Genomic DNA, 25,531 nt, shown 5'->3' with positions numbered 1-25,531 from the left:
AAAAAGTAATAACTTAATATTTATAGAAATGGCTGGATATATTTCAGATGACACTCGTAAAGTGACTACACATCGCCTTGTAGAAATGAAACAGAGAGGCGAAAAAATTTCTATGCTGACTTCGTATGACTATACTATGGCACAGATTGTAGACGGTGCAGGTGTAGATGTGATACTGGTTGGCGATTCGGCATCGAATGTAATGGCTGGTAATGTGACTACATTGCCTATTACTCTTGATCAGATGATTTATCATGGAAAATCTGTAGTACGTGGCGTGAAACGTGCCATGGTAGTAGTCGACATGCCTTTCGGTTCTTATCAGGGTAATGAGATGGAAGGATTGGCATCGGCTATACGTATTATGAAAGAGAGCCATGCAGATGCGTTGAAGCTGGAAGGCGGAGAAGAAATCATCGGTACAGTGAAACGTATACTTAGTGCAGGTATTCCCATTATGGGACATTTGGGACTGATGCCGCAATCCATCAATAAATATGGTACGTATACCGTACGCGCCAAAGATGAAGCTGAAGCCGAGAAACTGGTGCGCGATGCTCATTTGCTTGAAGAAGCAGGTTGCTTTGCCATCGTATTGGAGAAGATCCCGGCAGTTTTGGCTGAGCGGGTGGCACGCGAGTTGACTATCCCTGTCATTGGTATAGGTGCTGGTGGCGGAGTAGACGGACAGGTTTTGGTTGTTCAGGATATGTTGGGTATGAACAATGGGTTCCGTCCACGTTTTCTGCGTCGTTATGCCGATTTGCATACAGTGATGACTGACGCTATTAGCTGTTATGTCTCTGATGTAAAGAATTTGGATTTCCCGAATGAAAAAGAACAATATTGAGCATACGCAACTCTCTCCAGGATTCAGGCGGATGTGCATGGCAGGATTTTTCCTCCATGCAGCCGCCTATATGCCGTTCCCGTTGTTGACTGTCGGATTGGGCAGTGAGGGTGTGTATTTCTATTTGCTGATGCTGGCAGGCTTGTTTCTGTCCGGACCGTTCAATGCATATTTGGGAGATGCCTGCTATCGGAAAAGCGTGTTTGTATGGCCTGCTGCCATTTTGCTGGTTGCATTGTTTGGCTATATTTATGCAGACGGTTTGGCGGAATGGGGAGCATTGGCTCTGATAGAGGGTGCATGCTGGGGCCTGACTTCTGCTGCCGGGGTTACCTTGAGCATCGATGTGACCGAATCAGGGAATCGTACCCGGGCGAATGTCGCCTATGCACGTTGGAATTGCATTGGAATGGCTGTCGGTATGTTTTTGGGCTTCTGGCTATACTGGCAATATGCCATTACAGTGGTTTTGTATGTTGCAACAGTAGTGGGCGTATTGGGCATATTGGAAGCCAGCCGTATTCATGTACCGTTTCGGGCACCTATGGGAATGAGGCTCTGCAATCTTGACCGTTTCATATTGCCGCGTGCCTGGTTGCCGGCTTTGAATGTGTATTTGCTGACTCTGGCCTGTGGGATATTTGCTTCACTAGTGGTATGGGAGGCTGATGCGTTTTGGCTGTATGGGCTGCTGTTGTTGGTTATGATTTTGTTGCTGTCCGCCGTCCCCTTGGTGCGTATGTTTGTCCGGCTTTCGCAGCATTGTCAACGTGGAACGAGCAATACTACCCTGAACCTGGCTATTGATGCCGGTATGATAAGTGGTTTTGCGGTAGCAAGCTGGCAGCCCAATGAAACATCACTGTATATTGGAAGTGTTACTACGGCTGTGTCAGTGCTGATGTTTATAGTGGCTACCTGTCCGTATTATAGAAATAAAAGAGTGAGATGATGTTATTTTCTCACTCTTTTTTATTTTTGGAATAAACCGGTTAAATAGGGGATAAAGATAATAAGCCCTATGATGACTGCTATGCATGCGCATACCAATACAGCACCTGCCGCAATATCTTTCACCTGTCCTGCTATGGGATGTCTTTGTGGAGAAACAAGATCTACCAATCTTTCGATGGCTGTATTAAAAAGCTCGGCACTGATAACCATACCGATGCACAGCAGAATAACAAGCCATTCGGTTCGTGTGATATGGAACAGGAATCCGGCAATGATGACTAATACAGTGGCAATCAGGTGAAAGCTAAGGTTCTGCTCCTTCCCTATGCAACTGTATAAGCCATGCCATGCATATCCGAAACTTCTTATCTGTTTTTTGAAATCGTATTTCATATTCAGTTTCTTGATACCTGTTTTACTCCTTTTACGGTTCTCAGTTTTTTGATGAGAGCTTCCAGACGGCCCGTATCACCAACCATTACGGTCAGTGTTCCCGAGAATAGTCCGTCGTGAGAATCAATACTGATACTACGCAGGGTAATTCCCATTTCTTTAGAGATAATAGAGGTAATATTGGTAACAATGCCAATATCATCATGCCCGACTACACGCAATGTGATAGGATATTGTGTGCCTTGTGATTTTCCGGCCCAACGTGCTTTCACGATACGGTAGCCAAAGCGTTCGCGTAAGTCGCTGGCGTTGGGACAGTCGGTGCGGTGGATTTTGATTCCGCCGGTAACACTGACGAAGCCGAATACGTCATCTCCATAAATAGGATTACAGCAACGTGCCAGTTTGAATTCCAGTCCCTTCAGGTTCTGGTCGATGACGAGCACATCTTCCTTGTTGCTTGTTTCTTCAAGCAAGGGAGATTGAAGGTTGTATCCTTCTGCGCTGCGGTACACAACCTCATCATGCGCATCGTTTTCTTTTTTCTGCAGTTCGATGTATTTATCCAGTATGTCGTTGACGTCAATCGTTTCATTAGCAATCGCCTGATAGAAATCTGTCACCACTTTATAACCCATGCGTTTGATGAGACGCATCATGATGGCTTCATCGTATTCCAGCTTCCGGTTCTTGAACTTGCGCTCCAGTGTCTCTTTGGCAAAGTCATGCTGTCCGGCAGCCATTTCTTTCAGAGCTTGGCGTATTTTGGTACGGGCTTTCGACGTGGTTACAATGTTCAGCCAGTCTTGTTTGGGAGTCTGGGTATTCGATGTCATTATTTCTACCTGGTCACCACTATGCAATACTTGCCTGAGTTGGGCGTTCTTGCCGTTTACTTTGGCACCGATGCATTTACAACCCAATTTGCTGTGAATGTGAAAAGCGAAATCGAGTACAGTAGCTCCTTTGCCCAGTTTGAACAGGTCGCCTTTTGGGGTGAAGACAAAGACTTCATCTTCATACAAGTCCAGTTTGAACTGATCCATTGTTTCCAGTCCGTTACTGTCCGAACTTTCCAATGCTTCGCGTACGGAAGTCAGCCATTCGTCCAGTCCGCTTTCGCCTTTTATCCCTTTATAGCGCCAGTGGGCAGCCAGACCACGTTCGGCGATTTCGTCCATTCTTTCGGTACGGATCTGTACTTCCACCCACTTGCCTTCCGGTCCCATTACCGTGATGTGGAGCGATTCGTAACCGTTGCTCTTAGGCACAGACAGCCAGTCGCGCAAACGCTTGGGATTGGGCTGATACATATCTGTTACGATAGAATACGCCTGCCAGCATTCCAGCTTTTCTTTGTCCCGTTCAGAGTCGAGGATTACCCGGATGGCAAACAAGTCGTACACACCCTCGAACGGACATTTCTGTTTTTTCATCTTCTGATAGATGGAATGTATTGATTTGGTCCGTCCTTTGATGTGGAACTTCAGTCCGGCCTCTTCCAGTTTCTTTTGTACCGGGGCAATGAAAGAGGCAATGTATTTGTCGCGCGAAGCTTTGGTTTCGTTCAGTTTATCCTTGATGTGATAATATACCTCTTTCTCCGTATATTTCAGTGAAAGGTCTTCCAGTTCCGATTTCAGTTTATACAGTCCCAGCTTGTGAGCGAGTGGGGCATAAAGGTATGCGGCTTCATTGGCAACCTGTCGGCGAGCCTCGTCGTTCTCGCTGTTCCTGATCTGTCGCATCACGTTTACACGGTCGGCAATCATAATCAGTATGACCCGCATGTCTTCGGCAAATGTAAGCAACAGGTTTCTGAAATTTTCCGATTCGATGGTAGGGCTTTTCGTGTACAGTTCCTGTATACGTATCAGCCCTTGTATGATTCTTGCAACATCTTCTCCATACTCGGCCTGTACCTGTTCGAGGCTATAGCTGCCGCACCGGACAGAGTCATGCAGCATCAGGGCCAGGATGGAGGCACGGCGCATACCGATTTCTTCGGCCGTTATAACCGCTGTCTGCATATCCTTGATGATAGGGTTCAAGCCGAATATATCCCGTTGGATAAAGTTCTGTTGTATGGCATTGATAAGGTGAGTTTTCAGCTTTTTACAGTCATCCTTTTGCAATGTGTCACCCGAAAGTTTCAGCAGTTTGCGGTAAAGTGAGAATAGTTCTTTTTTCTCATCTGTAGTGAAAAAAATCTCTGTTGCCATGGTCATTTGTATTTTATTTGCCAAAGGTAGTTTTTTTCTTGTTTTTTCTTATCACAGTTGCATTTTTTTTATACTTTTGGGGGTCAATTAATAAATTTAGATAAATATGATAACACCCCAGGACAAAGATTTGCTTGTAAAGAAAGGCATTTCGGAAGAACAGATTGCAGAACAGTTGGCATGTTTTGAGAAAGGTTTTCCTTTTTTGAAGTTATATGCAGCTGCTTCTGTTGAAAATGGTATATTGGCTCCCGATGCTGAGGTTCAGAAAACATATCTGGACGCATGGGAAGCTTATACACAGACTGATAAAACAGTGGTAAAATTTGTACCAGCTTCGGGTGCGGCCAGCCGCATGTTTAAGAATATGTTTGAGTTTTTGGGCGCTGATTATAATGTCCCTCAGACAGATTTTGAAAAGAAGTTCTTTGAGAAGATTGAGCATTTTGCTTTTTACGATGATTTGAATGCGGCGTGTCTGAAGACCAAAGGCAAGGATATTCCTGCTTTGCTGAACGAGGGCGACTATAAGGCTGTGGTAGCAGCTTTGCTGGAATCGGCAGGCTTGAATTACGGCTCTTTGCCCAAAGGATTGCTGAAATTCCATAAATATGAAGACGGAAGCCGTACTCCGGTAGAGGAACATCTGGTAGAAGGTGCTTTGTATGCAGCCAACCGCAATGGCAAGGTTAATGTACATTTCACTGTATCTCCCGAACATCGTGCTTTCTTTAAGGCTCTGATCGAGGAAAAGGCTGCTCTTTATGCCAAGAAATATGGAGTGGATTATAATATTACATTCTCTGAGCAGAAACCGAGCACAGATACCATTGCTGCAGATATGAACAATCAGCCTTTCCGTGATAAGGGACAACTCCTGTTCCGTCCGGGTGGACATGGTGCTTTGATTGAGAACTTGAATGATCTGGATGCTGACGTTATTTTTATCAAGAACATCGATAACGTTGTACCTGACAAGCTGAAAGGCGACACCGTTTTATATAAAAAACTGATAGCAGGTGTACTGATTACCTTGCAACAACAGGCTTTTGCATATCTGCAATTGCTGGACAGCGGGAAATATACTCATGAACAGATTCTGGACGTATTGCAGTTCTTGCAAAAGAAACTTTGCTGCAAGAATCCGGAAGTGAAGAATCTGGAGGATGCCGAACTGGTTATTTACCTGAAAAAGAAACTGAATCGTCCGATGCGTGTATGCGGTATGGTGAAGAATGTAGGCGAACCCGGTGGAGGTCCGTTCCTGGCCTATAACAGCGATGGCACTATTTCGTTGCAGATACTGGAAAGTTCGCAGATTGATATGAACGATCCGCAGAAGAAAGAAATGTTCGAAAAGGGAACTCATTTCAATCCGGTAGACCTGGTTTGTGCAGTGCGCGACTATAAGGGACATAAATTCGACCTTACGAAGTACGTAGACAAATCGACCGGATTCATATCCCATAAATCGAAAAACGGAAAGGAACTGAAAGCATTGGAACTTCCCGGACTGTGGAACGGAGCCATGAGTGACTGGAACACGATATTTGTAGAAGTGCCGTTAAGCACATTCAATCCGGTGAAGACCGTGAACGATTTGTTAAGAGAACAGCATCAATAACTGTTCGTTCGTTGGATTTGAAAAAGAATGGAGGGTGCAGCGTATTTTTGATGCACCCTCGCATATAAAATTAGTAGATAGATAATGAAAAAAATTTTGTTGTTAGGCTCTGGTGAATTAGGTAAAGAGTTTGTAATAGCCGCTCAACGTAAAGGACAATATGTGATAGCTTGCGATTCGTATGCCGGAGCACCGGCCATGCAGGTCGCCGATGAATGCGAAGTGTTCAGCATGCTCGACGGAGATGCTTTGGAGCGCGCAGTACGTAAGCACAATCCGGATATCATTGTGCCGGAAATCGAAGCTATCCGTACGGAACGTTTATACGATTTCGAGAAAGAAGGCATTCAGGTGGTACCCAGTGCACGAGCCGTGAACTATACGATGAACCGTAAGGCCATCCGCGATTTGGCTGCACAGGAATTGGGATTGAAGACTGCCAAGTATTATTATGCCAAATCGTTGGAAGAGTTGAAAACTGCTGCCGAAAAGATTGGCTTCCCTTGTGTGGTTAAACCCTTGATGTCTTCTTCGGGCAAGGGTCAGTCGCTGGTCAAGAGTGCCGACGAACTGGAACATGCCTGGGAGTATGGTTGCAGCGGAAGCCGCGGAGATATAAAGGAACTGATCATCGAGGAATTCATCCACTTCGATAGTGAAATTACGCTGTTGACCGTCACTCAGAAGAATGGTCCTACGTTGTTCTGTCCTCCCATCGGACATGTGCAGAAAGGCGGAGACTATCGTGAAAGTTTCCAGCCGGCTTACATCGATCCGGCACATTTGAAAGAGGCACAGGAAATGGCTGAAAAGGTGACCAGAGCTTTGACCGGTTACGGTATATGGGGAGTGGAATTCTTCTTGAGCCATGAAAATGGTGTGTATTTCTCGGAATTGTCTCCGCGTCCTCATGACACAGGCATGGTTACACTGGCCGGTACTCAAAACCTGAATGAGTTCGAACTGCACCTGCGTGCTGTTTTAGGTTTGCCCATTCCTGGCATCAAACTGGAGCGTATGGGTGCCAGTGCAGTTATCCTTTCGCCGATAGCCAGCCAGGAGCAGCCTAATTATAGAGGACTGGAAGAAGTCACTAAAGAAGAGGATACCTATTTGCGGATTTTCGGAAAGCCTACTACACGTGTCAATCGCCGTATGGGAGTCGTATTGTGCTATGCGCCTCTAGGCAGCGATCTGGATGCTTTGCGTGACAAGACAAAGAGCATTGCAGCCAGGGTAGAGGTTTATTAAGTGCCGCTCCATCCTGAATAAGCTAAAAAGCCTTGAAAAGGGTTTTGTTATCAGCATGTCGGCAACAGGAAAGTGCGTCAGATTAAGGAACCGCTTTCCTTTAGGCACGTATTACACGGAATTTTGCGGATGATTATTCTTCTTTCTCTGCGTTCCTCCGTGTAATCCGTGCCTAAAATATATCAAAATGTCAGCCACTTTTGGCTTTGACACCTCCTCTTTTTCTGTATGTGTGAAAAGAGTCGTATGGCCTGAATTTTGCTGGGCTGACTGGCCCGATTTTTTCCCAGTTAGGAAAAAATATTTTCCCAGTTAGGAAAATAATTTTCTCTAGTTAGGAAAGAAATATTGGCTAACTGGAAAGAATCTCTCTTTGGGGCGGCATGGAGATACGGCTTTATCCCATCATATCCAATGTTAACTGATGTTGCAGTTCTTGCATTAAAATGTCCTTTTTCTACCTTTAATCATTCAAAAAAGTATTTTTTGTCCAAAAAATCTTATTGGGAAGAACAACCACATGCAATTTGTTCGTAAATTTGTGACGAAGTTAATTACGATAATAAAAAAAAGCTTATGTCACAGATTGTCGGACATATCTCGCAGGTGATTGGACCTGTTGTAGACGTCTATTTTGAAGGTACAGAGACTGAACTGGTGCTGCCAAGCATTCATGACGCATTGGAGATCAAGCGTCCGCATGGGAAACGACTGATAGTCGAAGTACAGCAACATATTGGTGAGAATACAGTACGAACTGTAGCCATGGACAGTACGGATGGCTTGCAACGTGGTATGAACGTATACCCGTTGGGAGGCCCGATTACCATGCCGGTAGGCGACCAGATTAAGGGCCGTCTGATGAATGTGGTGGGTGACTCTATCGATGGTATGAAGGAATTGGACCGTACGGGAGCTTATCCTATCCATCGCGAACCGCCCAAGTTTGAAGACTTGACAACTGTTCAGGAAGTTCTCTATACAGGTATTAAGGTAATCGACTTGCTCGAACCTTACAGTAAAGGTGGTAAGATCGGACTGTTTGGTGGTGCCGGTGTAGGAAAGACGGTGCTCATCCAGGAGCTGATCAACAACATCGCCAAGAAACAGCACGGTTTCTCCGTGTTTGCCGGAGTAGGTGAGCGTACCCGTGAAGGTAACGACTTGCTGAGGGAAATGATCGAATCCGGTGTTATCCGTTATGGTGAAGAATTCAAGAAGAGTATGGAAGAAGGCAACTGGGACTTGTCCAAGGTCGATTATAATGAAGTGGCCAAGTCGCAGGTATCGCTGATATTCGGTCAGATGAATGAACCCCCTGGAGCACGTCAGTCCGTAGCCCTGTCAGGACTTACGGTAGCTGAATCCTTCCGCGACCGTGGTGCTGAAACAGACGGACCGCGCGATATCCTGTTCTTTATCGACAATATCTTCCGTTTCACCCAGGCTGGTTCCGAAGTATCGGCTTTGTTGGGACGTATGCCTTCGGCTGTAGGATACCAACCGACACTGGCTACGGAAATGGGTGCCATGCAGGAACGTATCACGTCTACACGCAACGGCTCTATTACTTCCGTACAGGCTGTATATGTGCCGGCCGACGACTTGACCGACCCTGCACCTGCTACAACCTTTACCCACTTGGATGCAACAACCGTACTTAGCCGTAAGATTACGGAATTGGGCATTTATCCTGCCGTAGATCCGTTGGAGTCTACTTCGCGTATTCTTGATCCGCACATTGTAGGTCAGGAACACTACGACGTGGCACAACGTGTGAAGCAGATTCTGCAGCGTAACAAGGAATTGCAGGATATCATCTCCATCCTTGGTATGGAAGAGCTGTCGGATGCCGACCGCACGCTGGTGAACCGTGCCCGTCGCGTACAGCGTTTCCTTTCACAGCCATTTGCTGTGGCCGAACAGTTTACCGGCGTTCCCGGTACGATGGTTTCTATCGAAGACACGATTAAAGGCTTTAAGATGATTCTTGACGGCGAAGTGGACTATTTGCCGGAACCGGCTTTCCTGAATGTCGGAACCATTGAAGAAGCAATCGAGAAAGGCAAGAAACTGTTGGAACAGGCTAAGAGATAACGGAAATGAAGGATTTGCATTTAAATATTGTTTCGCCCGAGAAGGAAATCTTTGACGGAGAAGTAGACAGCGTTACATTGCCGGGTGCGATGGGGTCGTTTACCATACTGCCGCAACATGCACCCATCGTTTCGTCACTGAAGGCCGGATTGGTCTCCTACGTGACGAAAGATGGTAAAGAGCATTCGCAGGAGATTCATGGAGGCTTTATCGAAATGAGCAATGACACCGTTTCCGTTTGCATCGAGTAAAAAAGATGCCGGATTAAGATAGTAAAAAAAGAGAGAGGACTTAAATCAAAATACAGGAAAAAGTGAGCATTAGTATAACTAAACGTAATTATTTGTTACAATCGGCTTTGCTGACATTGCTGATTGGTGTGTGTGGAGGCGGAATCTATTTTTCTTTCTTTCCTCATCACTATTTTGGAGGCTATCCCATTATTCCTGTATTCTTTTTTGTCTTCGGAGTGTTTACTATCAGCATGACGGAAATGTGCCGCAAGCACTCTCCCAAGTGGATGTTGCAGATCTACTTGCTGCTGAAAGTGATGCGGATGCTGTTTGCCATCATTGTGATGGCTATTTATTGCGTTGCTGTCCGTGAGGAAATCCGGGCTTTTTTGCTGACGTTTATTGCAAATTATCTGATTTATTTGATATATGATTCATGGTTCTTCTTCACGTTCGAAATGAACCGTAAAGCGAAAAAAAGTAAGAAAGATGAAACGAAAGCATAATACGTGGTTCGTAATAATCCTGTTGATGGGATTCCTCTTTTCGGAAACGGTGTATGCCGACACTGTGGCTGCGGTGACTCCCGCCAGTCAGATGGCGGCCGACACGACTGTCGTACAAAAGAGCGAATCTGCAGCAAAGGAACAGGAAGAAGGTACAGTTGATGTGAAAGAAATTGTTTTCGGACACATCGGCGATGCCTATGAGTGGCACATTACTACGTGGGGAAAAACTCATGTCACTGTCCCTCTGCCTATTATTGTCTACAGCCAGACAACCGGATGGCATGTGTTCTCATCGGCCCGGCTCGAAGAGAATAACGGGTCATACGAAGGCCTTTCCATTGCCCCCGAAGGCAGCCGTTACGAAGGGAAGCTCGTAGAGTATGATGCCCAGGGCAATGAAGTACGCCCGTGGGATTTCTCGATTACCAAAGTAGCCTTTGCACTGATATTCAATAGCCTGCTGCTGATGATTATCATTCTGAGCGTGGCACGCTGGTATAAGAAACACCCGCAGGACAGTGAGGCTCCCGGAGGTTTTGTCGGCTTTATGGAGATGTTTATCATGATGGTCAACGATGATGTTATCAAGAGTTGTGTGGGACCCAAATATCATAAGTTTGCTCCCTATTTGCTCACAGCTTTCTTCTTTATATTCATCAACAACCTCATGGGGCTGGTTCCTTTCTTCCCGGGTGGTGCCAATGTGACGGGCAACATAGCCGTTACGATGGTGTTGGCCGTATGTACCTTTATTGCGGTCAACCTGTTCGGCAACAAGGCATACTGGAAAGACATATTCTGGCCCGATGTTCCCTGGTGGCTGAAGGTACCTTTCCCGATGATGCCCCTGATTGAGTTTTTCGGTGTGTTTACCAAGCCGTTTGCCTTGATGATCCGTCTTTTTGCCAATATGCTGGCCGGTCACATGGCCATGCTAGTACTGACAAGTCTGATATTCATATCGGCCAGCATGGGACCTGTACTGAACGGTTCGTTGACGTTTGCTTCGGTGCTGTTCAACATCTTTATGAATGCGTTGGAGCTGCTGGTAGCCTTTATCCAGGCTTATGTGTTTACCATGCTGTCGGCCGTGTTCATCGGATTGGCGCAGGCGGAACATGAAGAAAAGAAAGAGATAAAAACAGAAAAAGAAATACGAGAATTGAATAACTAAAAAAATAACCATTTAAAAATTTAGAAAACTATGTTACTATCAGTATTATTACAAGCCGCTGCGGCAGGTGTGGGAGTCAGCAAATTAGGTGCAGCATTAGGTGCTGGTATTGCTGTAATTGGTGCCGGTCTTGGTATTGGTAAAATTGGTAGCTCCGCTATGGAAGCCATTGGTCGCCAGCCCGAGGCATCAGGAGATATCCGTATGAACATGATTATTGCTGCCGCTCTGATTGAAGGTGTGGCTCTGTTGGCAGTCGTTGTGTGTCTGTTGGTATTCTTCCTGTAATGACCGGAGGGTACCTCCTGTTTCAATTGATAATTCTTAATTTGTAAGTTGCCGGGTTAAAGGTGCGTAAGTTCTTCCGTTATGGTGTTGAAACATCGAAGGACTGACAAGCTTATGAATCCGGAAACCGAGAAACTAAATAGTTAGAAATATGTCATTGTTATTACCCGATAGTGGTCTGCTGTTCTGGATGCTTCTTTCGTTCGGCATTGTGTTTGTAGTGTTGGCGAAGTATGGCTTTCCGGTGATAACCAAGATGGTTGAAGGCCGTAAGACATACATCGACCAGTCTATGGCAGTAGCACGCGAGGCGAACGCTCAGCTTTCGAAACTGAAAGAAGAAAGTGAGCAACTGGTGGCTGCCGCCAATAAGGAACAAGGACGCATCCTTCGGGAAGCGATGCACGAGCGCGACAAAATCATTGTCGAAGCCCGTAAACAAGCAGAAGTCGCTGCGCAGAAGGAACTGGACGAGGTAAGAAGACAGATACAGCTTGAAAAAGAAGAAGCCATACGCGATATCCGCCGTCAGGTGGCCATGCTTTCTGTAGATATTGCAGAGAAGGTTATCCGCAAGAATCTGGATGATAAAGACGAACAGATGGGCATGATCGACCGTATGCTGGATGAAATTTTGGCTGCTTCGAGAAATAAACAGAATTAATGTTGAATTGTAATTCCTGATGAAAGGAATGCTTTCTTCGGAACTTCCGACTTATATCAGGAATTGCGATTCTGTAGTTGAATTTAGATAAGATGGATATAGGAATTGTTTCAGTGCGGTATGCCAAAGCACTCATGAAATACGCCCAGGATACGAAAACGGAAGATTCGGTCTACGCATGTGTGCGTATGCTCGAACATAGTTTTCAGAATCATGCGGATTTACATGCTGCGTTGGATAATCCCATTTTGACGATACGTGAGAAGTATTCGCTTATCAGTACGGCTGCTGCCGGAGATGCTCCAATAAGTCATGAATTCAGCCGTTTTATAACATTGGTGCTGAAGAATGGCCGTGAAAGCATGCTCCGATACATCTGTTTGGCCTTTTTGGATTTATACCGGAAGAGCAAACACATTGGAGTGGCCAAGTTGATAACTGCTGTACCTGTAACTAAGGAAGAGGAAGAACGTATCAGAAACAGTGCCTCTACCTTGTTGCATGCCCGCATGGAGTTGCAGACCGAGGTAGATCCGTCAGTTTTGGGTGGATTTATCTTTGACGTTAACAATTTCCGTCTGGACGCGAGCATTGCGACCCAGTTGAAGAAAGTGAAAGAGCAGTTCATTGATAAGAATAGAAGAATCGTTTAATTGCGACTGGTGTTTGACTGACGATAATGCCGGTCTTTTTAAAAAGGAATAAAATGTTGTCTGAAAATATAAAAGTAAGCGAAGTTTCCGATATCCTCCGCAAGCAACTGGAAGGCATTGATACCCGGGTGCAGCTGGACGAGGTTGGTACGGTGTTGCAGGTCAGCGATGGCGTGGCACGTATCTACGGTCTGCGCAATGCCGAAGCCAACGAGTTGCTGGAGTTCGACAACGGTGTCAAGGCTATCGTGATGAACTTGGAAGAGGACAACGTGGGTGCCGTTTTGCTGGGTCCTACCGATAAGATAAAGGAAGGATTCATCGTGAAACGTACAAAGCGTATTGCCTCTATTATGGTAGGAGAGGGAATGTTAGGACGTGTGATAGACCCGTTGGGTGTTGCGCTCGATGGCAAAGGACCGATTGGAGGTGAACTTTGCGAAATGCCGTTGGAGCGTAAGGCACCGGGAGTTATTTTCCGTCAGCCGGTAAATCAGCCTTTGCAGACTGGTCTGAAGGCGGTGGATGCCATGATTCCTATCGGCCGCGGACAGCGTGAGCTGATCATTGGCGACCGTCAGACAGGTAAGACTGCCATTGCCATTGATACCATCATCAACCAGCGTGCCAATTACGAAGCCGGCGATCCGGTATATTGTATTTATGTAGCCATCGGCCAGAAAGGTTCGACTGTAGCCTCTATTGTCAACACCTTGCGTCAGCACGGAGCCATGGACTACACCATTGTGGTAGCCGCTACGGCTGGCGATCCTGCAGCCATGCAGTACTATGCCCCCTTTGCCGGTGCTGCTATCGGCGAGTATTTCCGCGATACCGGCCGTCATGCCTTGGTTGTTTATGACGACCTTTCCAAACAGGCGGTTGCCTATCGTGAGGTATCATTGATTTTGCGTCGTCCTTCCGGACGTGAGGCCTATCCGGGTGATATTTTCTACCTGCATTCACGTCTGTTGGAACGTGCGGCACGAATCATCAACCAGCAGGAAGTAGCATGCCAGATGAACGACTTGCCCGACAGTCTGCGCGGAAAAGTAAAAGGCGGCGGTTCACTGACAGCCTTGCCTATCATTGAAACGCAGGCCGGCGACGTATCGGCATATATCCCGACCAATGTGATATCTATCACCGACGGACAGATCTTCCTTGATACCAATCTGTTCAATCAGGGCAACCGTCCGGCTATTGATGTCGGTATTTCGGTGAGCCGTGTCGGTGGTAATGCACAGATCAAGGCGATGAAGAAAGTGGCCGGTACGTTGAAGATCGACCAGGCTCAGTATCGCGAACTCGAAGCATTTACCAAGTTCAGTGGCGATATGGACCCCGTTACCGCGCTGACTATCGATAAGGGACAGAAGAATACCCGTTTGCTGGTACAGCCTCAGTACAGCCCGATGCCTGTCGAAAAGCAGGTGGCTATTCTGTATTGTGGTACACACGGATTGCTGAAAGATGTGCCTCTGGACAAAGTGAAGGAGTTTGAGCGCAGTTTCCTTGAACAGCTCGAAATGAATCACCGGAACGATGTTCTCGATGTACTGAAGACAGGTGTCATCAATGACGAAGTGACTCAGAAGATCGAAGAGACGGCAGCAATGGTCGCAAAAATGTTCAGCTGACCGTAATAAGTTCAACATTCAAAACATCAAGAAATGGCTTCACTGAAAGAGGTAAAAAATAGAATAAGTTCGGTCAAAAGTACCCGCCAGATTACTTCGGCTATGAAGATGGTGGCTTCGGCCAAACTTCATAAAGCGCAGGGACGGATAGAGAATATGCTGCCTTATCAGCGGAAACTGAATGAGATTCTGACTAATTTTTTAAGTACAGATGTCTCGTTCGAATCGCTCTATACAGAAGTGCGCCCTGTAGCTCGGGTTGCCATTGTGGTATTTTCGTCCAATACTTCGCTGTGTGGTGCTTTCAACTCCAACGTCGTTAAGATGTTGGAACACCGGTTGGAGGAATATCAGGCATTGGGCAAGGAGAATATCCTGATTTACCCAGTAGGGAAGAAGGTGGAAGAAGCCGTAAAGAAGTTGGGATATGTACCACAAGGCACGTATCAGCCCATGTGCGACCGTCCTTCGTATGCCGATGCTTCGCAACTGGCCGCAACGCTGATGGAGCAGTTCATCCAGAAGGAGATCGATCAGGTAGAACTGGTGTACCATCACTTCAAGTCGACCGGATCTCAGGTCTTGATGTACGAGAACTATCTGCCCATTGATCTGGAGAAAATCCGACAGGAAGCGGGGGGCGACAAGGTGAAGGAGAACCGGTTCAACAACGACTATATCGTAGAGCCTTCGGTTGCCGAGCTGGTAACCAACCTCTTGCCTAAGGTTTTAAGTCAGAAGATTTACACCGTTCTGCTCGACTCCAATGCTTCCGAACACGCGGCACGTATGTTGGCCATGCAGGCCGCAACAGACAATGCCAACGAGTTGATACAAGACCTGACGAAGCAGTACAACAAGAGCCGTCAACAGGCCATTACGAACGAGTTGCTGGACATCATTGGCGGTAGCTTGAAGTAAAAAAGGCCGAAGGTTGAAGGAAACAGAAAAATAAATCGGGTGGGGATGTTCCGAATGAGACGTCTCCACCCGATTTTTTTCTACAGGTTGCTATGTTGTGTCTGTAGGTGCGAAGTTCATTGAAAACCGTGTCATTGGGGAGATGGCATCAGCTTCGTATATTGACAATTCCTGTACTCTTAAAGACGCAGTAAAGAGTTCTTTTCTGATACCTTAAACCCTCTTCGGTCACTTCATTACATTCTCGACCCAACTCTGAATGGCATTACGGCTGGTACTGTTCAGCAGTTTGCCATTTTGCCAAAGCAAATCAGGATAGGCCTTCCTCAGCTCCTTTACGCTGTTGTTTATTCCGCTTCCTCCGGATGTGGCAAAGGGTATCAGCGTTTTGCCTTTCAATGAGTGGCTTTCGATAAAGGTATTGATGATTCGCGGCGCTTGATTCCACCAAATGGGATAGCCGATGAAGACGACATCATACTTGCTGACATCTGTCTGCGTTTCTTTCAACGCCGGGCGGGCTTTCGGATTGTTCATCTCTACAGAGCTGCGCGACTGCTTGTTGTTCCAGTCAAGGTCGTCGGAGGTGTAGGATTGTTGGGGAACAATTTCATGCAGTGTGCCGCCGGTGACATCCGCAATTGTGCGGGCAGCGTTGGCAGTGGTGCCGGTAGCAGAGAAATACACCACCAATGTTTTTCTTTCAGTTTGCATACGTTTTCCTCCTTTGTTTTGGGCGCAAGCGACAAGGCTCAGAGTCATGATCGCCGCCAATGCTAAGATAATTTTCCTCATAACTTGATTGTTTTTGAAATAATATTGTAGTATCACTTGATTTTTAAATCAGGTATCAGCGGTTCCACGTCTATCAGTTCCAGTTCTTTCACCATCGACAGTGTTCCTTGCTTGTATTTCTGGAAATGGGGCGTTTTCAGATGACTTTCGTATGCAGTCTGGTCGGCATAGATTTCCAAAATGGTCACTTGGTGTGGGGCTTCTTTCTCGGCTGTGGCGTAGAGCGTCAGTACGCCTGGTTCCAGACGCATCGAGGCTTCTATCTCTTCTTTCAGAAAAGCGTTATAAGCATCAATCTGTGCCGGGTCAACGGTTATTTTTGAAAGGCGCACCAACTTGTTTCCGGTAGAGACAGGTTGGCCATATTCCTGTTTAATGATGCGCAAAGCTTTGATAGCGGCAGGAAAACCGATGTATGGCAGACACTGAATGACTGCGGCAGTCAACGTTTCGGGTGTGTTGCCCACATTGATATTGCCGTGATAATGCGAATGTAACTGACTTTCAGCTTCGAGTGTGGTCAGAACGCAATAACCTAATAGTTCGCGTGTCTGCAAGTCGAGTGCGCCACGGCTGTATATTTCGCCAAAGAAATAGTCTGTCAGAAACCGCTCCACGTGCTTGCCCATATCTGCGGGCAATCCTTCCATCACCGAGGCAATGCCGCCGGGATAAAGTCTGTTCTGAATCGTTTTGCCTCTTTCGTGTCGGTTGTTCTCCGTTACGGTTCCCTGTTTCTCTATCGGTAAGGAAATTTCGCGTTCCTTGAATACTTCGTTCACAGTACCCACTGCATTCAGCATCTTCGGGAAGCCGATAAAGGGAGCTGTGAGATACATTACTTCGCGAAGCTCTTCGGGAGTGACACCAACATTGAGAGCCGCTTCGGCATGTGCTTTTAGCTGAGGAAGGGTTTGCATAGTGGCAAGGGTGATGCAGGTGATCATCTCCCGCTGTTTCAATGTCAGGTTGCCTGTCTGGAATACTTCTCCAAAGATAAACTTTTGCAGGATGTCCATCATTTCCGGGTCCGTTCCCTGTCCGGTCAGTGCTTCACCGCCGAACAGTGTGTGATAATTCTGTTTGCAAACTTCAATTCTGTCCATATGGCTCTCCGTTGTTTGTGCCATCGCAGGCAAACTGCCCGCCAATGCAAAGGCAATCATTCTCATTATCTTTTTCATCGCTTTCTCTCGTTTTCTATCTGATACAAAAGTACGTCAGGTGAAGCGTAGATTTTGTAATCATAAGTGGGGGAAAGATACCTTTTTTACGGAATTTGGCGGGTGCTTAGAACCTCGTCCTGTCAGTATGTGGCAGAAAGGTCTCCCTAAAGTCCCTCTTTCCCTCCCTAAACTCCCTCTTTACGATCGTAAAGTGCCTCTTTCGGTGTAGGAATATAGGCTTTTTTATTTATCTTTACCCCCAATTGAAAATACGCATACGGTCATGGAGCAGAATCAGGAATTGGCATTGGCATGGGAGTTTATTGAAAATACCGGTACTCATCTTTTTCTTACAGGAAAGGCGGGTACGGGGAAGACGACGTTTTTAAGGAAACTGAAGGAAGACAGCCCGAAGCGGATGATCGTGCTGGCTCCTACGGGGATAGCCGCCATCAATGCCGGAGGGGTGACCATCCATTCCTTTTTCCAGCTTCCGTTTGCGCCTTACGTGCCCGAAACTTCTTTCAATGCCGACGGAAAGGCTTCGTACCGTTTCCGCTTCGGGAAAGAAAAGCTGAACATCATGCGCAGCATCGACTTGCTGGTGATCGATGAAATCAGTATGGTACGTGCCGACTTGCTGGATGCCATTGACAATGTGCTGCGCCGTTTTCGCGACCGGACAAAACCGTTTGGTGGCGTACAGCTGCTGATGATAGGCGACTTGCAACAGTTGTCGCCGGTGGTGAAAGAGGACGAATGGCAACTGCTGGGCAGGTTCTACGACACGCCTTACTTCTTTTCGAGCCATGCGCTGAAACAGACCGAATATTGCACCATCGAGTTGCAGAAAGTATACCGTCAGAGCGACGGAGATTTTCTGGAACTGCTGAACCGCATTCGCGAGAACCGTTGCGACAAGGATGTGCTCGATGTGTTGAACCGTCGGTATATTCCTGATTTTCATCCGCAGAAAGAGGACGGATACATCCGGCTGGTGACCCATAACTATCAGGCACAGCGCATCAACGAGCACGAGCTGGAACAACTGCCCGGGAGGGTATATACTTATCGTGCTACCATCGATGGCAAGTTTCCCGAATATTCTTATCCTACCGACGAACTGCTGGAGCTGAAAAAGAATGCCCAGATCATGTTTGTGAAGAACGATACGTCGGGCGAACACCGTTATTACAACGGTATGATCGGCGAAGTGACGGATATTTCGCAGCAGGGCATTGTTGTGCGTACGCTGGAGAATCCGCAACCTTTTGTATTGCAGGAAGAAGAATGGGCCAATGCGAAATATGTGCTCGACGAAGAGACAAAAGAGATCACCGAGGACATTGAAGGAACATTCAAGCAATATCCTGTAAAGCTGGCATGGGCCATCACGATTCATAAGAGTCAGGGATTGACTTTCGACCGAGCGGTGATTGATGCCAGTGCATCGTTTGCCCACGGACAGGCTTATGTGGCTTTGAGTCGTTGCCGCACGCTGGAAGGCGTGGTGTTGAGTGCTCCGTTGTCGGAACGGGCCATTATCAATGACGAGGCGGTAGAAGCCTTTACATTGAAAGCCCGTGACAGTCGTCCGGATGCGATGCGGGTACATACGCTGCAACAGGCTTATTTTCTGGAACTGCTGACGGGGTTGTTCGACTTCTTCCCGCTGGAGCAAAGCTTGCGCAAGTATGTGCGTCTGATAGACGAGCACTTGTATAAACTTTATCCCAAACAGCTTGCTTCCTATAAAGAGGTGGTGGAGCAGGTACATGAAAAAGTGGTGATGGTGGGGCAGAAGTTTAAGCAGCAGTACACGCGTCTGGTAGGTGCCTCCGTCGATTATATGACGGACCAGCATCTGCAGGAACGCATTCATCAGGCTGCCTTGTACTTTGGTGAGCAGCTTCAGCCGCTGGAGGAACTTCGGAAGAACCTGATACTGCAATCGGACAACAAAGAACTGAAGAAAAAACTGCGCGATGCAGCAGATGAACTGGTGGAGGGTATATTGCAAAAAACAGGATTGCTGAAGTTTGTCGTTCAGGAGGGTTTTCATACAGCACCGTATCTGAAGCAGAAAGCACTGTTGTCCATCACAGACCTTCAACAGGCAGCCGGCAAGCAGGCGGCTAAAGGCAGACAGAAGGCAGCTGCCGGAGGCGGAAAAGCCGATGTGCCTGCCGATATTCTTCATCCGGAGCTGTACAACCGCCTGGTGGCATGGCGCAATGCCGAAGCGGGCAAGCAGGGGATGCCGGTATATACGGTGCTGCAGCAGAAAGCAATATTGGGAATCAGCAACCTGCTGCCTACTGATGAAGCCTCGTTGCTGTGCATTCCGTACATGGGCAAGAAAGGGGTTGAAAAGCACGGAGATGCTATTCTGGAGATGGTGAAGGCTTATCGGAGAGAACAGGGAATGCCCGATGATGCGCTTTCGTTAGATTAAGCCTACAGCGTGATGGATGGCGTTTGTCTGCTCTTTTTCGTGCAGATATAGTTGGAAATATTCATTCCAGTTTTTTCCGGTTTCGAACTTCAGCAAGTCATTGAAATAGGCTGCTGACAGTTTCAGGGTGGCGGCGCAGGTGGTCGGAGGAGGGACCTGTATCTTATCCGGATGACAGCCTTCGGTGTAGCGGTCAATCCATCTTTCGGTTTTGCAGACGATGGCTTTGTTCTGGTTGTCGCGGGTGATGAACTGACGTTCGTAATAGCGTGTGCAATATTCGAGCATCAACTCGATGTGGTACGATAGGATGACACTGCTATGAACGTCGGCCGGATAGCGCAGCTCGTTTTCGAGGTTTCTGAGGCAGCATACGATTTGTTCGGTTTCGCGTTGGGACAAGTGCAGGGCCTCGCTCTTGGCGTAGTCGAAGAACGAGTATTTTTTGATTCGTTTGCTCAGTGATGTGTCGAACTGGTCGGGCTGAAAAACGAGCAGATAACCTTTCGAGGGAAGCGAGTGTTCCTTGTCCATGCGGAAGGTCTGTTCGGGAGGCAAAAATATCATAGTGGCATACGAGTAGTCGCAGCTTCCTTTTCCGCAACAGCAATGGTTCTTTTCGCATTTCTCAGCCAGAATGATGGCATATACTCCAAACTTTATGCTTGTTTGCTGCATGCAGGAGTCCGACAGATTGATAATGCTTATTTCGGGATGCAAGGTCCGGCTTCCCAGGCATAGGTTACACTCATATATGTTTTTTAGCTTCAGCATGTGTCATTCTGTTGTCATATCTGCCGGCAAAAATAGTGACTTATGGCTGTATCCGGATAAACATTATTACGGATTCTGTTATCTTTGTTACGGTTGCAGAGGAGCTGATTGGGTCCGTAAATGCGAGCAATCCATGCCTGAGTATAACGGAAAGTCTGTCCCGCTAATTTTTGATAACCCCGCTTCTGTAATTTTGGTACTGAAATCAGTAAATAGTTTGTTGCGCTGACAGATTTTTCTTCCTTATTTTGCAAGGTGTTTTTCCGGTTGTTTGTGCATTGGAGGGAGGAGATAACAGATCTGTCTGATGCTGGTCGGATGGAAAAACGAATGTATCATAATCATTAAAATATAGAAGCAATGGCAAAAAAAGTGTTGATTTTATCATCCAGTCCTCGTCGGAGAGGAAATTCGGATACGCTTTGTGATGAGTTTATGCGTGGAGCCATCGAAGGCGGTAACGAGGTTGAAAAGGTGTTCTTGCGCGACAAGAATATTCATCCTTGTCTGGGATGCAGCGTGTGCAGTTACGAAAAGAAACCCTGCCCGCAGAAAGACGATGCGGCTGAAGTGATTCAGAAAATGCTGGAAGCCGACGTGATTGTAATGGGCACTCCTGTCTATTTTTATGCGATGAGTGCGCAGATGAAGACGCTGATAGACCGTTGTTGCGGTCCGTATACCGAAATGAAGAACAAAGAATTCTACTTTATCGCTACCGCGGCCGAAGACTACCCTTCGATTATGGAACGCATCGTTGACAGTTTCAGCGGATTCCTCGATTGTCTGGAAAATCCGATGCTGAAAGGTACCGTGTTCTGTGGCGGGGTATGGCATCCGGGCGAGATAAAAACAAAACCCGAAGCCATGCGCAATGCTTACGAGATGGGACTTCGGGTATCGCTTGATTGAGCAGTGTCGGCAGAGGGTCAGTAAGGAGAGTTTCGTCCTTGCTGCACTTCTATACGGAAGCCGAACGAACCGTCCTGCGATTTCAGTTCGAAAGCACCTTTAAAATTATTTTTTTCCCAGGGAAGGGCAGAAGGATTGAATACCTTTCGTCCTTCCTTGTTGTATTCGCCGTAGGTGTTGATACGCATGCCGTTCTTCAGTTTAAAGCTGCCCATTTGCAGGTTGTCCATCAGGCTGCCTACAGAGTTCAGACCAAAAGGATTGAGATAGAAAGACGAACCGCTGCTGAACATGTTGCTAAGCCCCGACGAGTAGGTGACGTCCGGATTGAGCCGGAATAGCTGGCTGTAGTCTTTGCTTGCATTGGGAATGACAATCTTGAAAGACTTGCTCAGGTCGGGAGTCGGCATTTTGATCAGGCTGTTCATATCTATCAGGAAGCCTCCGTAGTTTCGGGTTCCGTCGGGTAGAAGTTGCTCTTCAGCAGGGGGAATGTTGCCTGTCTCCTGGCGCAACGTATCGGTTGCCACTTCGTTTTGGGCAAAGGCCATGCTGCTGTACAAGGCAATGATCGTGAATAGAAATAAAAAACGTTTCATTTTATCTACACATTTTGTCTGCTTCAAAGATAATGCTTTTCTGCCGACCCTTTCGCGTGTCTTAAGACTATTTATCTGTTTTTTCAATATTGCGTGAAAGATGACTTAGCGACATTTCTATTGGGTAATCAGTTTATATCCGATGCCGCGTACATTGATGATACGTATATTTTCGTCCTTGGCCAGTTTGTGGCGCAGTTTGGTGATGAAGACGTGCAGGCTTCGTTGGTTGAAGAAGGAGTCATCACCCCAGAGGTCGAGGAGGATGTCGCGCATGTTCACCACACAGTTGCGGTTCTGGCAGAGGCGGCGCAGTATTTCGGTCTCACGGTGCGACAGTTCCTGTTGGCCGCCTTCGTGAAGGAGGAGTTGACGTCGGATGTCGAGCTGGTAATTGCCAATCGGGTAGAGGGAGGGGGCTTCCACTTCGGCTGTTGTGTAGGTGCAGGCACGGCCTACCAGTGCCTTGATGCGTATGATAAGTTCCTGCATGCCGAATGGTTTCTTCAAGTAGTCGTTGGCACCCAGTTCGAAGCCTTCGACAACATCGTTTACGGCCGAGCGGGCAGTGAGGAAAATGACAGGCGTACGGCGGTCGCTTTGCCGGATACGGCGTACCATTTCGAAGCCGTCCATGCGGGGCATCATGATGTCGGCTACCACTACGTCGGGGTGAATCTCGAAAAAGAGGCGCAGGCCTTCTTCCCCATCTGCAGCGGTATGGATAAGGAACCCCTGACCTTCGAGGGTGTCCTTGATGATCATGGCAAGGGTCTGTTCGTCTTCGACGAGGAGGACGGATATAGAACTGTCGAGCCTCACCCCCGGCCCCTCTCCCAAGGAGAGGGGGGAGGGGGTGTGTTTACTATCTTTGGTTATCATTTTTGCTGTTTCTGTTTTTTGTATTAATCAAAAGTTGGATAATATTCATTATATATATTTATTATCAGATACATCCATTTCCTCCCCTCTCCCTGGGAGAGAGGTCGGAGGTGAGGCCTTGTCTGCCCTCAATCTCACTTTAAACTCACTTCCTTTCCCCGGTTCGCTTTTCACTTCCACCGTACCGCCATGCTTCTCTACCATTGTCTTCACATAGAACAGGCCGAGGCCGTAGCCTTTCACCTCGTGCAGGTTGCCGGTGGGTACTCGGTAGAACTTGTCGAATACGTGGGGCAGGCGGTCGCGGGCGATGCCGATGCCGTGGTCGCTGACACTGATTTCTGTATAGACTTGTCCGTCTGTGTCCGTGTAATGGTAGCAACGGACGGTGATGTCGGCCTGGTTGCGCGAATACTTCACGGCATTGTCCAGCAGATTGCTTACGATGTTGGACAGATGGGGGCGGTCGGCAGGGACGGTCAGGTCTTCGGGGACGATGTCGAGCGTGATGTGGACAGGCTTGTCGGCTTTCAGCTTATGCAGTTCGACGAGGGAGGGCAGGAGGGTAGCTAAGTGTACTTCTTCCCAATGGAGGCGGAAGGTCTTGCGTCGCTCCATCGACATGGAAAGTATCTGCTCTACCAGCCCGCCGAGGCGTTGCAACTGCTCCTGGCAGATGCGCAGGTAGCGTTCGCGCTTGTTGGGATCATCGGCTTGGTGGAAGTTGAGCAAGGCATCGGTGGCGGCATAGGCCACGGCAATGGGTGTCTTCAGCTCGTGGGTGATGTTGTTGGTGAAGTCGCTTTTCATTTCCTCCAGCGTCTTCTGTCGCAGGATGGTACGGATGAGGTACCAGAACGAGAAGCCGAGGATGAGGAGGATGACCGACGAAGTTATCAGTATGCCTGCCATCTGCCGCAGCACGAGGCCGCCCAACGGTTCGGTGGTAAGACGATAGACGTCGTGTTCCGACGAGGAAAAGGCGTATTGGTAGCTGACGGCATCGGGACCGGGCACATAGCCGGGTGTGCCGCCTGTGGCCAGGGTGTCGGTATAGAGCCAGCGGTCTTGGGCGTCGTAGCCAGAGTACAGGTATTGCAGGCGGTAGCGTATGGGGATGTTCATTTCCCTGAGGCGGGTGTTGAGCAGGCTGTCGTATACACTGAAATCGGGACTTCTCAATATGTCGAGCCCCGAGTGCAGTCCGCGTTGCAGGTAAATGGCCATGCCGGTCATGGTGCGTTGGTTGCGCAGCAGCATGTCGAGCCCTTCCTTGGCATGAAGCATGGCGTCGGGGCGCACGGTATCTGTCTCTATCCGCTGTAGCGTATCGTTACGGGCGGTGAAGCCCTCTATCACAGTGTCAGATACCTGATGCAGCACGGTGCTGCTCCGCACAAACTGCTTGCCCTCGTCGTCAAAACCAGTGGAGATGGAGACTTCGCCATGCTCTCTGTTCCTTTCCTGTAGGTGTTCGATACGCACCAGCATCTCGTTGTAGTCGCTGATGCGCATGGCTTCCGTGATGTTGCGCTCCAGGTCGGTGCGCATGGTGCGGTAGAGGCCCGTCAGCCAGTAGGCCTGATAGGCAAAGATGCCCGTCAGCGAGAGGATGACGAGCAGGGCGATGTATTTCGAGGGCAGTTTCATGGGGATAAAGATACGCACTTCCTTTTTATCTCCCGATGTCTGGTAAGACTAAATAACACTTCTTTTTCGGTACTCCGGTGGCTGGATTTCTTCTTATATTCGGTTGTATGTATTAATTTTGTTGCCCGAATTAAAATTGCTGAATATATGAAACATATTATTGATGTAGATACCTGGGTCCGTCGTGACAACTATCGTTTCTTTGAGACCTTTGTCAGTTCGTGGTATGCTGTGGCTACCGAAATCGACTGTACCGAAGCCCGTGCGGCAGCCAAACGCCGGGGGCAGTCGTTCTTTCTCTATTACTTGTATGCCGTGGTACGTGCTGCCAACGAAGTGGACGAGTTGCGTTACCGCATCGACAAGCAGAATCAGGTTGTCTTTCACGATCGGGTGGACATCATTACACCGATTGCTGTGCCCGGCCGTACGTTCTTCACCCTGCGCATACCTTATCACGAAAGTTTTGCCGACTTTTACGCTGAAGCCCATCAACTGATTACCAATATCCCGCCCGACGGCGATCCTTATGGTGCCGAGAAGACGCTGATGGCCCAAGGCGACTACGATGTGGTGCATCTGAGTGCCGTGCCCGGCATGTATTTCACATCCGTTACTTATACGCTGGCCGAAGCGGGCAATGCCTGCAACTACCCTTTGATGACTGCCGGCAAGGCCGTCATCCGCGAAGGCCGGTTGGTGATGCCGTTGTCCATTTATGTGAACCATGCTTTTGTCGATGGCTCTCACCTTTCGCTGTTCTTTCAGAAGATAGAGCAGTATCTGAAGGAGATTGCGGAGGACGTGTGATTTTTTGTTCCCGAA

The 25,531-nt window shown here is 47.8% G+C and carries 24 protein-coding genes; 16 read left to right on the top strand and 8 right to left on the bottom strand.

What is annotated here, in order from left to right; all coding sequences use genetic code 11:
- Positions 1–28 precede the first annotated feature (28 nt).
- Both panB and BQ5591_RS13650 read left to right on the top strand, forming a co-directional pair.
- Positions 29–850: a 3-methyl-2-oxobutanoate hydroxymethyltransferase gene (gene panB / locus BQ5591_RS13655; protein WP_071149768.1), complete on the top strand. Its 822-nt coding sequence runs from the start codon at positions 29–31 to the stop codon at positions 848–850.
- Complete coding sequence (locus tag BQ5591_RS13650; protein ID WP_071149767.1) at positions 831–1,802, top strand: MFS transporter; 972 nt, start codon at positions 831–833, stop codon at positions 1,800–1,802. Before panB ends, BQ5591_RS13650 begins: the two co-directional genes overlap by 20 nt.
- A 20-nt stretch (positions 1,803–1,822) precedes the next feature.
- Here BQ5591_RS13650 and BQ5591_RS13645 read toward each other — a convergent pair whose 3' ends face one another.
- Both BQ5591_RS13645 and BQ5591_RS13640 read right to left on the bottom strand, forming a co-directional pair.
- Complete coding sequence (locus BQ5591_RS13645) at positions 1,823–2,197, bottom strand: diacylglycerol kinase family protein (protein ID WP_022163435.1); 375 nt, start codon at positions 2,195–2,197, stop codon at positions 1,823–1,825.
- 2 nt (positions 2,198–2,199) lie between these two features.
- Positions 2,200–4,419, bottom strand: coding sequence for a RelA/SpoT family protein (locus BQ5591_RS13640; protein WP_022163434.1), 2,220 nt, complete (start codon positions 4,417–4,419; stop codon positions 2,200–2,202).
- 106 nt (positions 4,420–4,525) lie between these two features.
- Here BQ5591_RS13640 and BQ5591_RS13635 point away from each other — a divergent pair, with 106 nt between their 5' ends.
- From BQ5591_RS13635 to BQ5591_RS13585, 11 genes are all read left to right on the top strand, one after another.
- On the top strand, positions 4,526–6,043 hold the full coding sequence (locus BQ5591_RS13635; protein WP_022163433.1) for a DUF4301 family protein: 1,518 nt from the start codon (positions 4,526–4,528) through the stop codon (positions 6,041–6,043).
- Between the two features lie 84 nt (positions 6,044–6,127).
- Entirely contained in the window at positions 6,128–7,294 is a 1,167-nt protein-coding gene (gene purT / locus BQ5591_RS13630; protein ID WP_022163432.1) for a formate-dependent phosphoribosylglycinamide formyltransferase, read from the top strand.
- Between the two features lie 576 nt (positions 7,295–7,870).
- Positions 7,871–9,391 (top strand): F0F1 ATP synthase subunit beta, encoded by a 1,521-nt coding sequence (atpD, locus tag BQ5591_RS13625; RefSeq protein WP_071149766.1) that lies wholly within the window; start codon positions 7,871–7,873, stop codon positions 9,389–9,391.
- A gap of 5 nt (positions 9,392–9,396) precedes the next feature.
- Positions 9,397–9,642 (top strand): ATP synthase F1 subunit epsilon, encoded by a 246-nt coding sequence (gene atpC, locus BQ5591_RS13620; RefSeq protein ID WP_022163430.1) that lies wholly within the window; start codon positions 9,397–9,399, stop codon positions 9,640–9,642.
- 68 nt (positions 9,643–9,710) lie between these two features.
- The gene (locus tag BQ5591_RS13615; protein WP_071150728.1) at positions 9,711–10,130 is read left to right on the top strand and encodes a hypothetical protein; all 420 of its coding nucleotides are present in this window, start codon (positions 9,711–9,713) and stop codon (positions 10,128–10,130) included.
- A gap of 91 nt (positions 10,131–10,221) precedes the next feature.
- Positions 10,222–11,307: a F0F1 ATP synthase subunit A gene (atpB, locus tag BQ5591_RS13610; RefSeq protein ID WP_394331819.1), complete on the top strand. Its 1,086-nt coding sequence runs from the start codon at positions 10,222–10,224 to the stop codon at positions 11,305–11,307.
- A 30-nt stretch (positions 11,308–11,337) separates the two neighbouring features.
- A complete protein-coding gene (gene atpE / locus BQ5591_RS13605) occupies positions 11,338–11,595 on the top strand; it encodes an ATP synthase F0 subunit C (protein ID WP_022163427.1) in 258 nt (85 codons plus the stop codon).
- Between the two features lie 151 nt (positions 11,596–11,746).
- Entirely contained in the window at positions 11,747–12,259 is a 513-nt protein-coding gene (gene atpF / locus BQ5591_RS13600; protein ID WP_022163426.1) for a F0F1 ATP synthase subunit B, read from the top strand.
- 92 nt (positions 12,260–12,351) lie between these two features.
- Positions 12,352–12,912 (top strand): F0F1 ATP synthase subunit delta, encoded by a 561-nt coding sequence (locus BQ5591_RS13595; RefSeq protein WP_071149764.1) that lies wholly within the window; start codon positions 12,352–12,354, stop codon positions 12,910–12,912.
- 56 nt (positions 12,913–12,968) lie between these two features.
- The gene (gene atpA / locus BQ5591_RS13590; RefSeq protein ID WP_113740920.1) at positions 12,969–14,552 is read left to right on the top strand and encodes a F0F1 ATP synthase subunit alpha; all 1,584 of its coding nucleotides are present in this window, start codon (positions 12,969–12,971) and stop codon (positions 14,550–14,552) included.
- 33 nt (positions 14,553–14,585) lie between these two features.
- Positions 14,586–15,473, top strand: coding sequence for a F0F1 ATP synthase subunit gamma (locus BQ5591_RS13585; protein ID WP_071149762.1), 888 nt, complete (start codon positions 14,586–14,588; stop codon positions 15,471–15,473).
- 228 nt (positions 15,474–15,701) lie between these two features.
- Here BQ5591_RS13585 and BQ5591_RS13580 read toward each other — a convergent pair whose 3' ends face one another.
- The gene (locus BQ5591_RS13580) at positions 15,702–16,268 is read right to left on the bottom strand and encodes a flavodoxin (protein WP_071149761.1); all 567 of its coding nucleotides are present in this window, start codon (positions 16,266–16,268) and stop codon (positions 15,702–15,704) included.
- A 32-nt stretch (positions 16,269–16,300) separates the two neighbouring features.
- A complete protein-coding gene (locus tag BQ5591_RS13575) occupies positions 16,301–17,452 on the bottom strand; it encodes a carboxymuconolactone decarboxylase family protein (RefSeq protein ID WP_071149760.1) in 1,152 nt (383 codons plus the stop codon).
- Between the two features lie 265 nt (positions 17,453–17,717).
- Between BQ5591_RS13575 and BQ5591_RS13570 the strand changes: the two genes are divergently transcribed.
- Entirely contained in the window at positions 17,718–19,889 is a 2,172-nt protein-coding gene (locus BQ5591_RS13570) for an HRDC domain-containing protein (protein WP_071149759.1), read from the top strand.
- Here BQ5591_RS13570 and BQ5591_RS13565 read toward each other — a convergent pair.
- Positions 19,881–20,663 carry a hypothetical protein gene (locus tag BQ5591_RS13565; RefSeq protein WP_071149758.1) on the bottom strand — a complete coding sequence of 261 codons (783 nt, stop codon included), beginning with the start codon at positions 20,661–20,663 and terminating at the stop codon, positions 19,881–19,883. The genes BQ5591_RS13570 and BQ5591_RS13565 overlap by 9 nt on opposite strands.
- Positions 20,664–21,023: 360 nt before the next feature.
- Here BQ5591_RS13565 and BQ5591_RS13560 point away from each other — a divergent pair, with 360 nt between their 5' ends.
- Positions 21,024–21,575 carry a flavodoxin family protein gene (locus tag BQ5591_RS13560; protein WP_022163414.1) on the top strand — a complete coding sequence of 184 codons (552 nt, stop codon included), beginning with the start codon at positions 21,024–21,026 and terminating at the stop codon, positions 21,573–21,575.
- 17 nt (positions 21,576–21,592) lie between these two features.
- Here BQ5591_RS13560 and BQ5591_RS13555 read toward each other — a convergent pair whose 3' ends face one another.
- The 3 genes from BQ5591_RS13555 to BQ5591_RS13545 all read right to left on the bottom strand — a co-directional run bounded on the left by BQ5591_RS13555 (position 21,593) and on the right by BQ5591_RS13545 (position 24,706).
- Positions 21,593–22,174, bottom strand: coding sequence for an occludin (locus BQ5591_RS13555; RefSeq protein ID WP_071149757.1), 582 nt, complete (start codon positions 22,172–22,174; stop codon positions 21,593–21,595).
- Positions 22,175–22,291: 117 nt separating this feature from the next.
- Positions 22,292–22,939 carry a response regulator transcription factor gene (locus tag BQ5591_RS13550; protein ID WP_071150727.1) on the bottom strand — a complete coding sequence of 216 codons (648 nt, stop codon included), beginning with the start codon at positions 22,937–22,939 and terminating at the stop codon, positions 22,292–22,294.
- A 165-nt stretch (positions 22,940–23,104) separates the two neighbouring features.
- A complete protein-coding gene (locus BQ5591_RS13545; RefSeq protein ID WP_071149756.1) occupies positions 23,105–24,706 on the bottom strand; it encodes a sensor histidine kinase in 1,602 nt (533 codons plus the stop codon).
- Between the two features lie 147 nt (positions 24,707–24,853).
- On the opposite strand from BQ5591_RS13545, the gene BQ5591_RS13540 reads away from it, so the two are divergent.
- A complete protein-coding gene (locus tag BQ5591_RS13540) occupies positions 24,854–25,516 on the top strand; it encodes a CatA-like O-acetyltransferase (RefSeq protein WP_071149755.1) in 663 nt (220 codons plus the stop codon).
- Positions 25,517–25,531: the final 15 nt, after the last annotated feature.

Source organism: Bacteroides ndongoniae (genome assembly GCF_900108345.1).
Taxonomy (GTDB): domain Bacteria; phylum Bacteroidota; class Bacteroidia; order Bacteroidales; family Bacteroidaceae; genus Bacteroides; species Bacteroides ndongoniae.
Note: the sequence above shows the minus strand (reverse complement) of the source record. Positions and strands in the feature narration are given on the sequence as shown.